The sequence below is a fragment of the Mycoplasma phocoenae genome (genome assembly GCF_012934855.1).
Lineage (GTDB): Bacteria > Bacillota_I > Bacilli_A > Mycoplasmatales > Metamycoplasmataceae > Metamycoplasma > Metamycoplasma phocoenae.
In genome coordinates this window covers 81219-98486 of the sequence record NZ_CP051481.1, presented here as the reverse complement: position 1 = coordinate 98486, position 17268 = coordinate 81219, and the positions used below count along the sequence as shown (strand labels likewise).

Here is a 17268-nt window from a genome sequence, read left to right as displayed (position 1 = left end):
TTAAGGCGTCAAAAAAAAACATGACTTTAAGTCAATACAAAGGTAAAAAACAATTAAAAAAAGACGCTAAATTAAAAAGGCGTCTTTTTTTAAGAAAGGTAAAATATGTCTAAGAAAAAATGAAATCTACATACAAAAATATGACCCAAGTATGCAATATCATTTGGGGTATTATCAACAGTAGCTGCTATCACGATAGGGGCTATTTATGTTCATTCAAACAGCAAAAACAATAAATTGGGAAAAGCGAATTTAACTGAAGAAGCAGATCTGTTAAATATATTTTTAGCAGCAAATGAAAAACCTGTTTCAAACTTTACATTATTGGATAAAAAAACAGTTATTGCTTCATACGATTCAGAAGGCGATAAAGTTACATACAATGGTAAAACATACACAAGTGAAGAATTTTTAGTTGAATATTTTGAAAAACACAATCAATTACCAATTCTAAATATTAAATACGGTCCAATGAATTTCTGAAATGAGTATATTGAGTGTGTTAGCCCTCTTGAATATGCTAAATTTGCAAAATGATTTATGACTAACGTTTCTTGAGGTCCTGAAATTATTACATTGAAATCTTTTTCAATTGTAAAAGGGGTTGAAACAAACGGTAATGCTGTTACATTAGGGGCACACGCTAATGAAAACAAAGAACATACTACAATTAAATTCTATCCAGATGCATTCTTTGGTTCTATGCCATTATATTCAAATCTATCGGGCCCTAACCAATCACAAGATGCTTTAACATACAAAATTAACAATGAACTTTTAACTTCAGATCAGTTAAAAGAATTTTTAGCATCAATACCTGAATACAACTCAACTGCTAACTTTAGTCCTGATTTAAAAGATACATACACATTCAGATCAATTTCGGATGTTAGAAAATTAGAAAACCAAACTGTATGAACAATAGAAAAAAACTGAAGAACCAATTTATTAAAACTATCAACAAATGAAATTGATGTATTCAAAACTAGTACACAAGGTAGAAACTTACCACACTTATTATTAATAAATGGTAAAACCGAAGCTGAAGCTCGTGAAAATTTAAAAAACACAGTAAAACTGTATGCAGACAATGACAAATACGATTTATTAAAAGACATTGATTCATTACCTTTAAAACAAAAGAAAATTATTTCTGTAAGTAAAAATATTGTAAGAATACCTATTGAAAAATCATCAAATGAATTAGTTTATAATGATGAAAATTTAGTAATTTTATTTGATGATAATACTGAATTAATATTAAATGTACCAAATAATGATTTGGTTGCATCATATAAAAACGATCTTAATAAAGACGAATTTAAATACATGAAAGACTTAAAAAACACAGGAGATATAGAAACAGGATTTACTAATTTAGGTGGTTATTTATTAGATATTCAAGAGCTGTACATTAATAACGTTAATAAAATTTTAAAAACATTAACTAAAAACGACGATTTCAAAAATCTTGCACATAAAGAGATAACTGATTATGCATCACAAGCTAATTTTATCGAAACATTCATGAATAAATCCAATGAGTTTCAAAATGATTCAAATAACAAAGCCCAATTTGATCAATACACCAAAAACATTAATAAATTATTGGGAAGCGTTTCAGAAAATGAAAACAATAAAAACATTTTCAATACATGTAAATTATTGTTATCTACTTTACATGAATTAGTGAATGAACCTGTTTACAAAACATTGAATGAAACAATAGATTCATCTAATAAAGAACAATATTTCAAAGCATTGAGAGAACACATTGATCAAAGAGCAAAAATTTTTAAAAAATATGAATCAATATTAAGTGCACAAATTGCGTTACCATTATCTGATTTATTAAAAATAGATACATGAAACGTTGTGTTTCCAAATATTAAAAACGATTTTGAATACTTTTCATTTGATTCAGCATTTTTAGCTAACCAATTAGTTTCTTTAGATGCATTGAAAGCAATTGCGAAAGAAAATTCTATAAACTGAAGAAACTACTACGATTTAGATGCTTATTTAAGTGGATTAAAAGATACAAGATATACAAGACAAGAAATATATATTTATTCAGACAAGATTAAATCACTTTACAAAGATATCAATCCTGAAGCTGATAATATAGGGAGTGAATTTGATTCATTAATCAACTCAACTAAATACATTAATAAATTAGTTGAAAATTCATTGAAATTAATTAATGAATATGATTTAAAAACCAATCCTGCAACTTCAGCATTAGGAGAAGTGGATAAAAACAACGTATACGACTTATTAAATGAAGCTTTAACAAATCCAGATTCAGTTGAAGCCAAATTTTTAAGTGGCCACCGTATGTATGGTCATTTAGTATTTTCAGCAAATAAAAACAAAGAATACTGAAACAAGTTTACTCAAAATAATCCAGAAGATTTATACAACTTTATAGTAAAAGCAATCGAGGGAGATTCAGACAATGTAAATGTTGTGGAAAGTGAACAAAAGGGTGTAAAACAATTATTAGATGAATTTAAAACTAAATACAATATTAGTCCAGAAGATTGAAGTAAATTAGAAAACAGAAGTAATTTATATTACATTACTAAATCAACCAAATACAGGGATTCATCAAAATCTGGAATTAAAGAAGTGTTTGATAAATACGATATTCGTGAAGGAAGAAACGAATTTATACATACACTTGTAGCGTACAATAAATTGATAATGGCTAAAAATTTAACTTCAGAAAAACTATTGAAAAAAGAAAGTTTAAATGAGGCTAAAAAAGTTTTAACATTAAACAAAAAAATCCTACAAATTAAAAAATTCCAATTATATTTTGCATCAAAATCGAGTTTATTAAAACCTGAGACTATTGCAATATACAAAGATATTGTTAACTATTTTGAAGAAAGTACAGACAAACTAAATCAAGCTTACATAGAATTCATTAAAAAAGAAAATGAATCGCAACACGCATATAATGCGTTGATTTTAAGTGATATTCAAAATTCAAATAAATTAGCACAAATCCAAAAAATTAAAAATGCTAAAGATTTATTAAATGTTCAAGATAATGATGACATTATTTCAAAAATTCAAGATACAGCATTCATGACTGAAAAACTGGACTCGGTTAGAGCAGAATTTTATAATCAACGAAATAAAGTTGAAGAAGCATACAATGAATTTTTTGATAATAGAGATAAATTAATAAAAATATATGAAGATAAAACAAATAATTATTTAAACAGTATTAAAAATGAATGATTTAGTAGTAAAAATTATGGTGCCGCTAAACAATCGATCGATCAAACCATTAAATACATTGGAATAATTGATGAAAAAGCAACAGCAACTAAACAACAATATATTAATGATATAGATAAAATTGAAGCTAAAGGGTTGAAAATCACTGAACAAGAACGTACAAAACTCGATCAATTATTAGAAAAATATGATAATATAGACCAATTTACAGACGCTTTAAGAACTTTATCAAAAGAAGCCAATGTTATAAAAGATTGAGAAAGACAACAAGGTGCTTATATTAGAAAATTTAATAATAAAAATATTCCAAAATATAGAAAAGCATGAGTAACTAAATATGCAGTGCATAAAATAGTTGATAAATTTATTGAATTCAACAATAAAGTTAAAGATTTTAGCGCAGAATACGGATCAATAATTGAGGGATACTTATTATTAGACTTTATAAAATTCAAAAGTCCTTTTTCAAAATTAATTCAAAGCTTACAAGTCACAAATAACAGAGCTATGATTTCTAATGAGGAGTTATTTGAAAAAGATAAAGAATTATTTGAACAACATGAATACGCATCTTTTAAACAAGACCAACTTAAGGCTAAATATCATCAGTTACAATCTCTTAAAAAATTAGGTGAAGATTCATTAAAAATTGCTAATTCAAAAGAATATATTAATGCAACACAAAAAGTATTACTAGAAAACATTCAATCATCAAATAGAGATTTACATGTAGCAGAAGACGAACTAAACAAATTTACATTTGATGTAGCTTCAGTAACACAAGAACAGTTAGATGCTGCTGATCCAAATTCACAATTAGGTAAATATAAACAAATTTTAGAACTTGAAAAATCAAGTAAAGAAAATACAACAAACGAAATAATTAAAGCAAATAAATCAATCATTGAAAAAATGACAAGCAAAGATGGAAAATATCAACAAACCAAAAAAGCATACGAAGACAAAGCAAAGGAATTGAAAATGCTTGATTTTACAGAACTATTGGAAGATCAAGTTTATGTTATCGAAAGATTCGTAACCAATTTTAAACAAGAACAATTCAATGCTATTGACTTAGCCTCATTATCAGACGTTTTAGCTGACGCTCAAAAAGCAGAAATGATTGAAAAAATAATAAAAACAAATAATGAATTTAAAGCTGAGGATATTCAATTAATAACAACAATAATTAATGAATATAATGCAGCAGATCATTCAAATTTAGCAAACTTAGACAAATCACAAAAATTGTTTGACGAATTAATTACAAAATTACACGCAAATGTATCACAAATATTAGAAAAAACTAAGTTACTGAAGTCTGAAAAAGATAAATATCAAGCTGAAATAGATAAATTATTCAAGTCAGCAGTAATTGATAACTTATCGGTATTGGAAAATAGTTCACTGAGTGATTACAACACAAGAACTGACAGATCAGTAAACTCTGAATTATCAAAAATTAAGAAAGTTATTGAACAAGTAGCAAAACTAAAATCAGAATTTATTAAAAATAAAGAAATTGTTTCTAAATATGATCAAAAATTAAGTTCATTATCAAAACAAATTGAAAAATTAGCTCCTGAGTTAAGTAAATACAAATTAGAAGTTGTTGAAGCTAAGAAAAAACTTTTAGCAGTTGGCAATAAACATTTTGCTTCTGAAAAAGACAAATTATCATTAATTATGATTCCTTTACTTAAAAAATATATAACTGAACTTGAGGTAAAATTAACTAAACTTGAATTAAACCCTAACAAAGACCCACAAGAAGTTCAAAAATACAGAAACTTAATGAGTTCTTTAGAAAAATTAGAACAAAATTTCGAATCAAAATCTGAATACATTTTATATATGAATAAGGACAACGCTGAAAATTCTGAAGAGTTTTCAAAAGTGTTAGATATTATTATTAAATTAACAAACACTGAAAAACAACTGTCAAAAGAATTAAATAAATTAAATCCGTTTTGAAACTCATTAACTAATTACGTTAAAGCAGTTAAAAACAATGCTAACTACTTCAATGCATACACAAGTATTATGAATGTTTCAAATGACACTACCCAATCATTAATCGAGTACGTAATAAGTTTTGCAATTCAATCTGAGCAAGAATATTTGAACAATAAAATTATTGCTTCAAAATTATTTGAAAAAGACTTGAACAAAGTATTCACTACAGAAGAAAACCTAACTAGTGACAGAGATATAATTTTTGCTAAAACAGAAATAGAGTTACTGGATATTTTATCGAAAAAAGGAATTATCAATGAAGCATTTCCGGTGTCAAAAGCTAAAGAAAAAATCGGTTTATTCAAATGAACAAACATTCAAAAACATGGATCAAAAATCAGCTTAACATTTAATGAAAAATCAACGAGCGCATCAACAGCATTTTACAATGGTGAATTTACAGATAAATACTTACGTTTTAATATTGATGCAAATGATAATCAAAAATTATTAACATTAACTAGTGATTTATTTAGAACACTAGGTTACAAAAAATCAATTAACCCTGTATTGATAAAAGAAGAAGGAACTATTAAAGATCCTCTTACTGGAGAAAGTACTAAAGGATTCAGTGTTTATGTTGATGCGTATGATAATTTAACCGAAAGATTACAAAGAGAAATTCCATATGTATCTGAAAAAAATATTGGAGAACATTTGGCTCAAAAAATAAATGATAAAGGTGAAATTGAATATGTAATCGAAAATGGTGAGTACAGAGGATTCTTACGTGATTCACGTGTTGGGTTATGATCAATTCTAAAATTATCAAATCCTAATTTTAAAGGTATCTCAGCTGATTTCTTACGTTTTGTTGCTGCTCATGAATACGGACACCATATAACACTGAATGCTGCACAGGATTTATCAGATTCATATAGAAAACCAATATTTGCTGCTTCATTAAGTCCTGGATCACAACCTAGAGCTGATTCGTATTACAATAGACACGCTCTTGATCTTTACTTAAAAGCGCGTACACACTTAGAATTAGACGATGAACGTTTATTAGACCAAGAAAATGTAACAAATGATTATGGTGAGTATGCAATATTCAAACACAAAGTTTTTGATAAAAACGATCCAACTAAATTCGAATGAGTAAAAGAGTCTGAATCAGATATATGAGGTGCACCATTATCATCTACTGATATTACTGAAGCTCTTAACAACGACAAACGTCGTTTCTTACAAGATTTTGAAGGATTGAAAAAAGCTTTAGAAAAAAGAAAACAAGCTAATAATGTTCCAATTAATACAACAAATAATAAATACGAAGACGAGTTATCATTAATAGATTTATGATTGCCTAACTCAATTGATCCTAATTCAGGAACAATAAACCCAACTATTTATGGTGATGCTGAGTACTTGTTACCAGAAAAAGATGACCAAGGTAATGTAATTTACAAATATACTAAAGGTTCAATAGAATTATTGAAGGGTGTATTAAAAGATGGTATGGGTAATGAAATTCAATTCGATGAAAACAACCAACCAATCATAGTTAAAGGAATTAAAAACGACAAACAACAGTTTATTCAAATCAATGAAGTGTTAATTAAAACAAAAAATGGTAACCCAGTATTAAATGTTGAACTTGGAAAAAATTATGCTCCTGACCAACACGCCGTTAAATACATTAATGACAAGTTGAAAACAATTAACAAATACATATATGAATTAATTCAAACAACATACAGAACTACTGGTTGAGATAAATCAGGAATAACAAATATTTCTCAAGAACCAGGTATTTCATTAGGATATACATGACCAGCTTCTTACGATTCTTATATAGCAGCAATAGTTTCAAAAGACCAACAACGTATCGGATTGAAAAAACATTTTGCTGATTATGTTAACCGTCGTGATATTGACAAAGGTGGACCAGTTTCAAATGATGATGAATTTAAAGATGCAGTAGGATTCAAATTCTACGACTTTAGTGGTGAAAACTCATGACTAAAAGGTAAATACAAAGGTCTAGGATTTATGTCGGGAGCATTACCATATACACGTATAGACAAAGGAGAAAATGTAGATATTAATAATATTGACAATGTTTCTGTTGCTTCAGTTATTGAAGCATTTAAAGTTGCTGGGAATGCTTTCTTACAAGGTAATTTAAATGGTGGAGATAGTCAAATATTATGATTAAATAAAGACAATATGTATCTACCTAACTTGAAACATAACAACTCCACATCGCCTATATTCCTAGCTGACACATATTCATTCTTTAATTCAATAAAAATAATGAACTGAATTGAAAAATACAATATGAACTTTTATGGTGAAGGTAAACAATATGTTGGTGTTCAGTCAACTTCATTATTCAAAACAAATGATGCTAATGGTAAATTATTGCCTATTTACAATACAAACAAAAACATACCTAAATATAAAGATATTAAATCGTTATCACTGACAAGTAGTTTATTAACAGACACAACGAAAGATTCATTATTCAATAGTTTTTACGTATTGAATGATTCAAACCAAAAACAATTTGAAAACATTACATTTACTGATGGTAAAAAATGATTAGATTTTGTAACTTTAGATTTTTCTCAAGCAAAATTCAATCAAGTTGACAAACGTGTTGACTGAGATTTAGAATACGTGAAATCTAAATTTGATATTGAAGTATTTGTAAAAGCACTGAAAAAAGCATACGAAAACGATAAAACATTAAACAAAGAAGATTCGATAAGAATAAAAACTTTAATTGATTCTAACGACGAACAACTGTTAGCAAATGAAATAATGAGCCGTTACTCACGTTCTGATTTAGCCTTTTTCACTAAAGAAATAAGATTCACTGATTTAGAAAAAAATCTTGATTTATTCTGAATATTTGATGAAAAATATGGGTATGGTGATTACAAGTTAGATACATTTAACATTGACAAAACCACAATTAAACCTGAACAAATGTCAGCGCATGATATTATTAATATTGTTAAAAAACATGCTAAATCTTTAGGTTACAAAACTGAAAAATTGACATTATTAGATTTACTTGTTTTATTAGAAAAAGTTTCATTATATTCTGAAGGTATTTCATTATACTCATCTGGATTTAAAGAAACAGGATTAGAAAGTAACCAATTAATACGTATAGTTAGTGCAATAATGCACGGTCAATTTAAAAACAAAAAACCAAGTTCGGATGTTTTAAATTATTTTAATAGCAAAACTGAACGTAACTTAGGTGATAAATTCTCAGATTATACATATACATTTGCTGAAGTTATTAACCGTGATTTATTACAAATAGGTTACTCGCCTGCATCATCTGATTTAAATAATATGCCAAACTTTTTATCAAACATATCAGAATCCAACACAGGAAATGAATATATGTTAGATGGTTCTGATTCCGCTCAATGATTAGAAAGAGTATTTGACTTTGAGAAAAATATTTCAGACCCAATTAAAAACTTTGAAAAATTAAATGTAGAAGATTATAAGGGAATCGCAAAAGCCAAAGGATTGAAAAATACTGATAGATACTTCAGTGATCCAAATAATATTAATGCACAACAAATTACAAAAGCTAACAATTTCTTTGGCGAGTTGAAAACAACTAATAATGGATGATTGAAAGACCGTTGATACCGTAAGAACTTGAATTTCGAATTGTATGATGACAATGGTAAACCAATAATTGACAACACAATTAGAATTAAAGATCTTACAGGTAAAGTGGTTAATGAACGTCCAACAGCTTACTGACAATATTTCATTCAATCACAAGGTATTGGGAAACGTAATGTATCTAATATATGAAGAGATGCGGAAAAAGATGCAATTGCAATGTTTGGGTACTTACCAAATGACCAAGCGAAAATTGCAAAATACATTGCAATAAAAGATAAAGAAACAAATGAAATAAAAACTATTCCAATAAGAATGCAAAATACATCTAACTTGTTCTATTACAAAACTCAAAATATAGAAAACGAGAAAAAATTCAATAGTGGTGATGAGTCTGTACGTCATTATCTAAAAGATGAAAAATACAGCTATGTTGATACTTATGGTGTTAAACACGAAGGAACAGGATTCACTGCATGAGTTAGTGATTACGCAATACTTTCGCGTTACCAAAACAATTTAATCTTGCCAGGTAAATCATATGATATTTACTTTGCTTCAGATAAAGAAGGAACTAAGGCGTTTAACTTTGATTTAGGTAAAAAACTAGATCCGAACAACCCAAACGATCCTAATTTAGGAGTATCAGCAGTTGTTGAAAATAATAAAACATCTTCACAAGCACCGATAGTTATTAAACGTGAAACAATAAATGTGGATGGAAAAGAAGTAGAAACAGACAATATTATTATTGTGGTTAACGATCAATTTAACGGAATTATATAGGAGTAAATATGAATAAAAAACGTAAATTTTTATTAGCAATGTCGCTAACGCCTACACTGGCGATAGCGCCTTTAGCTATATCTTGTACAAATACAACTGGATATGATTTAGGTCTTGCAACTCAACCTATTAATACATTAAATTATGTTAAATTTGCGACAGCGGATAAAATCTTGCCTTCATTAGTCGAGAGTCCATTAAAGTCTGCACCATCTCCACAATTAAGAATCCGTTTAGGGTTACCCGACATACCAATGGGTATATTTGGTATCGATGAAACAGCAACATCAATGGAAAGTTATTTAAGTAATAACGATCCAGCCACAAAACCTTCGACAACCACTTACCCTTTAGAAAAAATGGGTTCGACAACCGGTACATTAACTAGTATTGGTTCAAAAATTCAACCAGTATCTGCTATATTAACACCTGCTCAATCAGTATTATCAATACATGCACGTTTAAATAACGGTGATAGCACATGATCAAACGGTGATGAAGTTAATGCAGATGATTACATTGACTTTATGCACTATGTATTAGACTTAAATACTGGTTCACAAAAAGTAGTTAACACTTTACAAAAGAAATTCAAAGCCAGCAGAGAATTAGTTGAAGCACAACAAAACTACATTAGAAAACACAAAAAGTCTTATCAAAATCCATTTGCTTATCCGGAACTTGTAAAAAACAAATTCGGTACATATGAATACAATGTGACGGACCCAAATTATTCACCATGGGCTTCACAAAATCCCAATGATGAAAAAGAAGTTGCTGAAATTAAAAAACATGCTCTTGATTTAGGATTTTACTCAGGTCGTTTATATTGGAATTATTCAAATAAAGATGTATTGGCTGCGATACCATATTCTCCTGATTTCAACCCAAACGATGAGTTAACAGTATTAATGCTACCTAACCCTGAATACAATAATGATTCAACACAACCCAAACGAATCGCTACTGTAGTTAGAAAATATTTGTTCAAAGATCCAAGACAAACATTATCAACTAAAATAGAAGAAGAGTTGATTAAATCTAAAACTTTAAAAAATCAATTGGAAAATAATGAAAAACATAAAAAATTGCCAGCCAATCTTCTTGATTTAACACAAAAAGATTTAGATGAATATACTCGGGATGTTAATTTACTGTATAAAGGTAAAGAAGTATTGAATAACAATTTTATATTAAAACTAGACACAATCGATTACGTAACTCGTCGGGTATTAGCTATTGATGAATACTCATTACGTGTTGAATATTCATCATATGAACCCACTTCCGTAGGAGGTGCATATACCGACTTAAACTCAACATTATTACCAATTAATAGAAAATTTGTTGAATCAATTGGTGGAATTACTCAATTTGGACTGGATTCGGATAAATTTTTAACAAACGGTTCATTTAATATTACTGATTTAGTTTTAGGACCGCAAGGTTACATTAACTTAGAAAAAAACTTAAAATATTATTCATCAGATAAAACAATTTCAAACAAAATTAAAATATATTTTAGTGCTGATGAAAACATTAATGCAACAATGTTTTCAGATAAAATAATTGCCGCAACAACAATACCTGCTGTGCGTCAATTAGGTTATTGAACAGATCCGAAAACAAGAGATTTTATGAAAAAATCATCAGGATATGGAACTATTGCTTTAGGATTCAATCTAGATAAAGAAACCAATGAAAAATCATATATTAACGATATAGATCTACGTAGTGCTATTTATTATGCTATTGACCGTAATGCAATGTTAAACATCGTGGGTTGAAACTCTTCTTACCCAGTTATTACATTTACAGCTTTTGGTAGAGCTAGTTCAACATTTGGAGATCCGGTTGAAGCTGCCTTTGCACACGATTATATGTATACACGTATAGAAGAAAAAGAATTGGATAAAACCAAAACCAAACATATACCATTACAAAATTACGATCATTTAGAACATTCATCAAAAGAGTTTAAATTCGAACATGTTGATCGTACTGATAAAGCTTTTAGATTAGATATAGCAAGAGCCTATATGAAAAAATTTAAGGATAAAAATCCTAACCTACATTCAGTCACATTACGTTACATATCAAACTCAACTCCTGAGCAAAATAATGCAGGTTTAGCATTGAGTGACTTTATGAAAAAAGCATTCGGAGATTATTTAAAAATTGAAACAAAAGGTTTACCGGAAAACGTATATGAAGAATTCAGAACAACTGGTGAATATGATTTAATCTACCGTAATTTTGATACATTTGGATCAGATAGTTATTCATATGTAATTCCATTCTTTAAAACAGATGCAATAAACAAAGAAAACCAGAAATCAACAGGGTTTAGAAATAACCCAACTGGTTCATGAACATATGAAAAATACTTTAAATCATTAGGTTATTATCTTGAAAATGACAAAATAAAAAATGATTCAGATGCTGGAGAAATCCGTCGTAAACAATTGCGTATCGGTGGTGAGGACACAAGTGTCTGAGACAAAATTATTGAATTATCATTTAAAAAACAAAATGAATCATTGAATGATTTTGAAAAACGTTATTTAAGTTTCTTTACAGGTCAATATACTAAAGAAGAACGTGAACAGAAATGAACTGAAAGAAAAAGTTTTGCGCTTATTGCTGCTTTAGAAAAAATAATTAGAGACGCAGCTCCGGTTGTTCCATTAATGGAAGTTGATACATATTGAGAAATTAGTCGTGTTAATGGTGCGCCAAGTTTATACTCATTCTCATTGCAATTTGCATACGATGTATTTAAACCACCGCGTAAAAACTTACCAACAACAAAAGAATAGAAAGGATTAAAATGGAAAAATCACATAATAAATTCGTTTGAAAAAACCAAGAGATCACTTTTTCTAATGTTGTTAAAAAACCTACAAAATGACATGAAAAAATATTGAATTTTCAATCTCCATATTTCAAAGCGTTTAAAACAATTTTCAAAATGGCAGCTGAATTTTTTATAGTTGCATGAATAGTAGTTACTATTTCATTCTTCTTAATTAATTCAATACCTGGTTCTTCAGCATTATTTAATGGAATGGATGATGCACAAAGACAGGCCGCGGAAGCTCAATACGGGCTTAATTTACCATTAGGTCAAAGATATTTAGTTTATCTTGGCAATTTATTTAAAGGGGATTTTGGGTTATCGTTCTCAGTATTTCCCGGACAAGAAATTAATGATTTTGTATGAACTCGTTTTTACAAAAGTTTCTTAATAGGAATTTTTTCAGTAGCATTGACATTGTTCATAGGTATTCCAGTGGGTGTTTATGTCGGTATGAATCCTGATAAATGACCAGATCACGTCGCTACGCTCGTTGTTTCAATATTTTCATCAATACCTTCATTAATATTTGCTTTATTATTATTGATCATTGGGCATGAAATTGGAATTCCGTATATTTATGATCACAAAAATTTATTAACTTACATTCTGCCTGGATTGGCATTGTCGTTGGGTTCTATAATTGTTTATATTAAATATATAAGAACTGAATTAAACCGTGAATTGAATTCACAACATGCTAAATTTATTTATTTAAAAGGTATTTCAAAACGTCGCTTCGTATGAACACATGCTCTAAAACCTTCATTATTCCCTATTGCAACATTTTTCCCAGTAGTTATATTTGGTAGTTTCATTGGCTCACTGTTTGTAGAAAAAATCTTCTTTATTACTGGTTCAGGGGGATTATTATTGCAAGCTATAACATCTAAAGATTACAATATTATCTTATTCATGGTTGTAATATTTTCATTGATTACAATATTATCTTATGCATTACGTGATGCTTTATATAAACTAATAGATCCACGTGTAAGAAGAAGACATTAGGAAAGGAATAAAATGGCAAATTCTAATAAAAAACGAAGACAAGAATCACCCAATAATGTTCATGGCAATAATTTAGCCCCTAATGCTTTATTACAACCATTTCAACATCGTAAATGAGAAATTATAGGTAATATTTTTGAATACAATGAAACAAGAGGAATGCGGAAAAGAAAAGGTGCCTTCAGTGATTTCTTTTATCGTTTCAGTAGATCATTTTCAGGAGTTTTTGGGCTGATTACATTGTTAGTTATTATTGCTCTAGCATTAGTACTACCATTGTTTTCGGCAGATCCGAATAAGTTGAATATTTCTGAACGTTATCATACATTCTTTACTGAAGGTAATATCTTTGGTACTGACTCATTAGGGCGTGACATTTGAGCACGTTTATGATGAGGATTACGTTACTCATTAACCCTTGCAGTAGTTACATCATTAATTCAAGTCTTCTTTGGATTATTAATAGGTGTTATGATGGGTCATTTCAAATGATTCGACAAAATCATGACATTTATAATTAAAGTTATTACAAACGTACCATCAATAATAATTTTAATTATCATCACAATTGTTTTTAAACCCACTTTCTGAGTAATTGTTTTTGCTTTAACGTTTACTTCTTGAACAGGTATAGCTAACCAAATGCGTTCTCAAGTTATGAGGGCAAAAACATTCGAATGAGTAAGTGCTTCGAAAGTTTTAGGTACACCAACATATAAAGTATTGCTAAATTATATTCCAGTAGTTATTCCTTTATTAATCACTGAAATAGTTTTCAATGTTCCAGGTGTTATTGGTGCTGAAACATCATTAGCATTTATTGGTTTATCAATCATTGATACTCCAACACTTGGGAACTTAATTAACGACGGAACAACAATATTCTTAACATATCCAAGATACGTTTTACTACCATCATCAATTTTAATTATCGTAACAACTTCAATTCAATTAATGGCATCAGCTGTACAAGACAGTCTATTGCGTCAAAGATAGGAAATTATGAAAAAAAACAATATGAATCCCTTAAATGGTTACATTAAAAAATTACAAAAACCTATCCGTTACGAATATAAACCTGCCTTACACGATATGATGGAAGTTAAACCAAAAAAACATTTTTGAAATAACACGTTTAAAAAACAATCTAAAAAATTATCAAATTCAAATTTTGAAGAATTTATGAAAAATGCTCCAATAGATATTATTGATGATGAAAAATTGAAAATAGTCGCTGAAATAAACGATATTTATTTAACATTTAAAAACCCTGCAGAACCTTCAGTAAAAAACTTAGTTTTAAGAGGACCTTCATTAAAAATTTATGAAGGAAAAGTACATGCTGTTATTGGTGAATCTGGTTCTGGTAAATCAGTTATTACTTCATTGTTATATGGTTTAACTGGTAACAATGCTGTAATTGAATCTGGTTCAGTAAAATTATACGGTCTTGAAGTACATAACTTTACTTTAAAAGATTGAGAAAAAGCAAAATTACGTGGAAGAATTGTTTCAGCAATATTCCAAAACCCTATGTCAATACTTGATCCAACCACAAAAGTGGGATTCCAAATTATGGAAGGTATGTTAATTAATAAAGTAGTTAAAAATAAAAAAGAAGCTTACAATGAAGCGGTCAAATATTTAAAAATGACTAAAATTAACAACCCGGAAAAAGTTATGAATTTATACCCACATGAATTATCAGGTGGAATGATTCAACGTATAGCTATTGCGGCTATTATTTCTCTGAAACCGAAATTGATTGTAATGGATGAACCCACAACTGCTTTGGACCCGACTGTTCAAGCTCTTGTACTTGACATTATTCACGAATTACAACAACTATTAAAAATTTCAATTGTATTTATTACTCACGATCTTGGTGTTGTTGCATCGATAGCTGACTATATTAATATTATGTATGCTGGTCAAATTGTTGAAACAGGAACTAGAGAAGAAATTCTTAAAAACCCACAACACCCTTATACATGAGGATTAATTTCAGCAATGCCCGACTTTAATACTGGTAAAAAATTAGGTGTGATTAGAGGAGCCGTTCCTTCGAATTTAAACAACATAGTTGGTGATGCTTTTGCAGTACGTAACGATTACGCTTTAGGTATTGATTTTGAACAAGAACCGCCAATGTATCAAATTAGTGAAACACACTTTGTAAAAAGCAATTTATTCAATGAAAAAGCTTCAAAAATTGAAGAGCCTAAAATTATTAAATATTTATGAAATATATATAATACAAAGATGAATGAAAAATATGGTAGTGCGGCAAAAACATATGTAAATGACACTACTCAAAAACATTACGAAAAACTAGCTGCTGAACACAATAAAAAAATCGACGAATTCAATAAAATTAACAAGAAAGAGGCATAATGAAAAATATTTACTGTGAAAAACATTGAAATAAACAAGTTTGCCGTAAACCAGTTGATGGTTTAGACGAAATGTTAAACGCATATCCGAATAAAAATAATCTTGTTGAAATGAGACACGTTGATATTGAATATGGATTCGGTGCAAAAAAATTTACCGCCATTAAAGATTTATCATTGAACATCTATGAAGGTGAAATATTGGGTTTAGTTGGTGAATCTGGTTCAGGTAAATCTACAACAGGTAGAGCATTAATAGGATTAACACCACACGCCTTTGGTTCTATAAAAATTATTGATAGAATTATTCCTAAAAACATCAATAAAGGTATCACTTTCACAAAAAAACATAAAGAAATGATTAATTTTATGGTCAATAAAGTTCAAATGATTTTCCAAGATCCAACTAACTCACTGAACCCATATGCAAACGTGGAAAGAGTAGTTGGTGAAGGTTTGCAAAATACAAAAAATGCTAAACATATTTATATGTTAGAACATGATAGAGTTACAATTACTGAATTGCATAAACAAATAAAATCAATTAATGCTAGATTGAAAAAAATTGATCAATTAATTCATTTATATAACAAAGAATATAATAATGCAATTGATTCTTCTTACAATTTTATATATTCTAATATTTATGAACACGTTATTGAATTAAACAAAAAATATAAGAATTTCAACTCAGCTTTAACATATCTCGATGAAAGAAAATCTGATTGAGCATTGGCTAATAAAAAAAGCGAAAAAGAAGCAAGATATGAATTAATTATTGACATTTTAAAACAAGTAGGATTAGATGAATCTGTATTAAACCGTTATCCATTAGAATTTTCAGGTGGACAACAACAACGTTTAGGAATCAGTCGTTCAGTAGTTATCCAACCTAAATTATTGATAGCTGATGAGCCTATATCTGCTCTTGATGTTTCAATCCAAGCTCAAGTTATTAATATTTTCAAAGAACTTAAAGAAAGATTCGATTTAACAATGTTATTAATAGCGCACGATTTAAGAATGGTTGAATACATTTCAGACCGTATCGCCGTTATTAATAAAGGAGTATTATTAGAAATAGGGCCTACACATGAAGTTTCAAAAAACTCATATCATCCTTATACTAAATCTTTATTGGAAGCCGTGCCTTCAATTACTGGAGAAAAAGGTTCTTTATTAGGAACTGAATATGACCCTTCAATTCATAATTACTCAGCAGATAACCAACCTAAATGACAAAATTTAGGAAACGGACATTTTGTTTTACTAACCGATGATGAATTAAAAGAAATTAAAAAACAAAAGAAATCTAAAAAATAATTTTTAAAAACAACTCATAAAGACGAG

Annotated in this window: 6 protein-coding genes; all 6 read left to right on the top strand. The window is 28.7% G+C overall.

Features of this window, described 5'->3' with window-relative positions; translation table 4 throughout:
* Nucleotides 1-105: 105 nt before the first annotated feature.
* From HGG69_RS00305 to HGG69_RS00280, 6 genes are read left to right on the top strand one after another with little or no spacing between them, the layout of a single operon-like run.
* Nucleotides 106-9657: a PDxFFG protein gene (locus tag HGG69_RS00305; protein ID WP_169604827.1), complete on the top strand. Its 9552-nt coding sequence runs from the start codon at nt 106-108 to the stop codon at nt 9655-9657.
* Between the two features lie 8 nt (nt 9658-9665).
* Nucleotides 9666-12476: an ABC transporter substrate-binding protein gene (locus tag HGG69_RS00300; RefSeq protein ID WP_169604826.1), complete on the top strand. Its 2811-nt coding sequence runs from the start codon at nt 9666-9668 to the stop codon at nt 12474-12476.
* An 11-nt stretch (nt 12477-12487) separates the two neighbouring features.
* On the top strand, nt 12488-13525 hold the full coding sequence (locus tag HGG69_RS00295; RefSeq protein ID WP_169604825.1) for an ABC transporter permease: 1038 nt from the start codon (nt 12488-12490) through the stop codon (nt 13523-13525).
* A 12-nt stretch (nt 13526-13537) separates the two neighbouring features.
* Nucleotides 13538-14521 (top strand): ABC transporter permease, encoded by a 984-nt coding sequence (locus tag HGG69_RS00290; protein WP_169604824.1) that lies wholly within the window; start codon nt 13538-13540, stop codon nt 14519-14521.
* Between the two features lie 6 nt (nt 14522-14527).
* Entirely contained in the window at nt 14528-15919 is a 1392-nt protein-coding gene (locus HGG69_RS00285; protein ID WP_169604823.1) for an ABC transporter ATP-binding protein, read from the top strand.
* On the top strand, nt 15919-17241 hold the full coding sequence (locus HGG69_RS00280; RefSeq protein WP_169604822.1) for an ABC transporter ATP-binding protein: 1323 nt from the start codon (nt 15919-15921) through the stop codon (nt 17239-17241). Before HGG69_RS00285 ends, HGG69_RS00280 begins: the two co-directional genes overlap by 1 nt.
* The last annotated feature ends 27 nt before the right edge of the window (nt 17242-17268 follow it).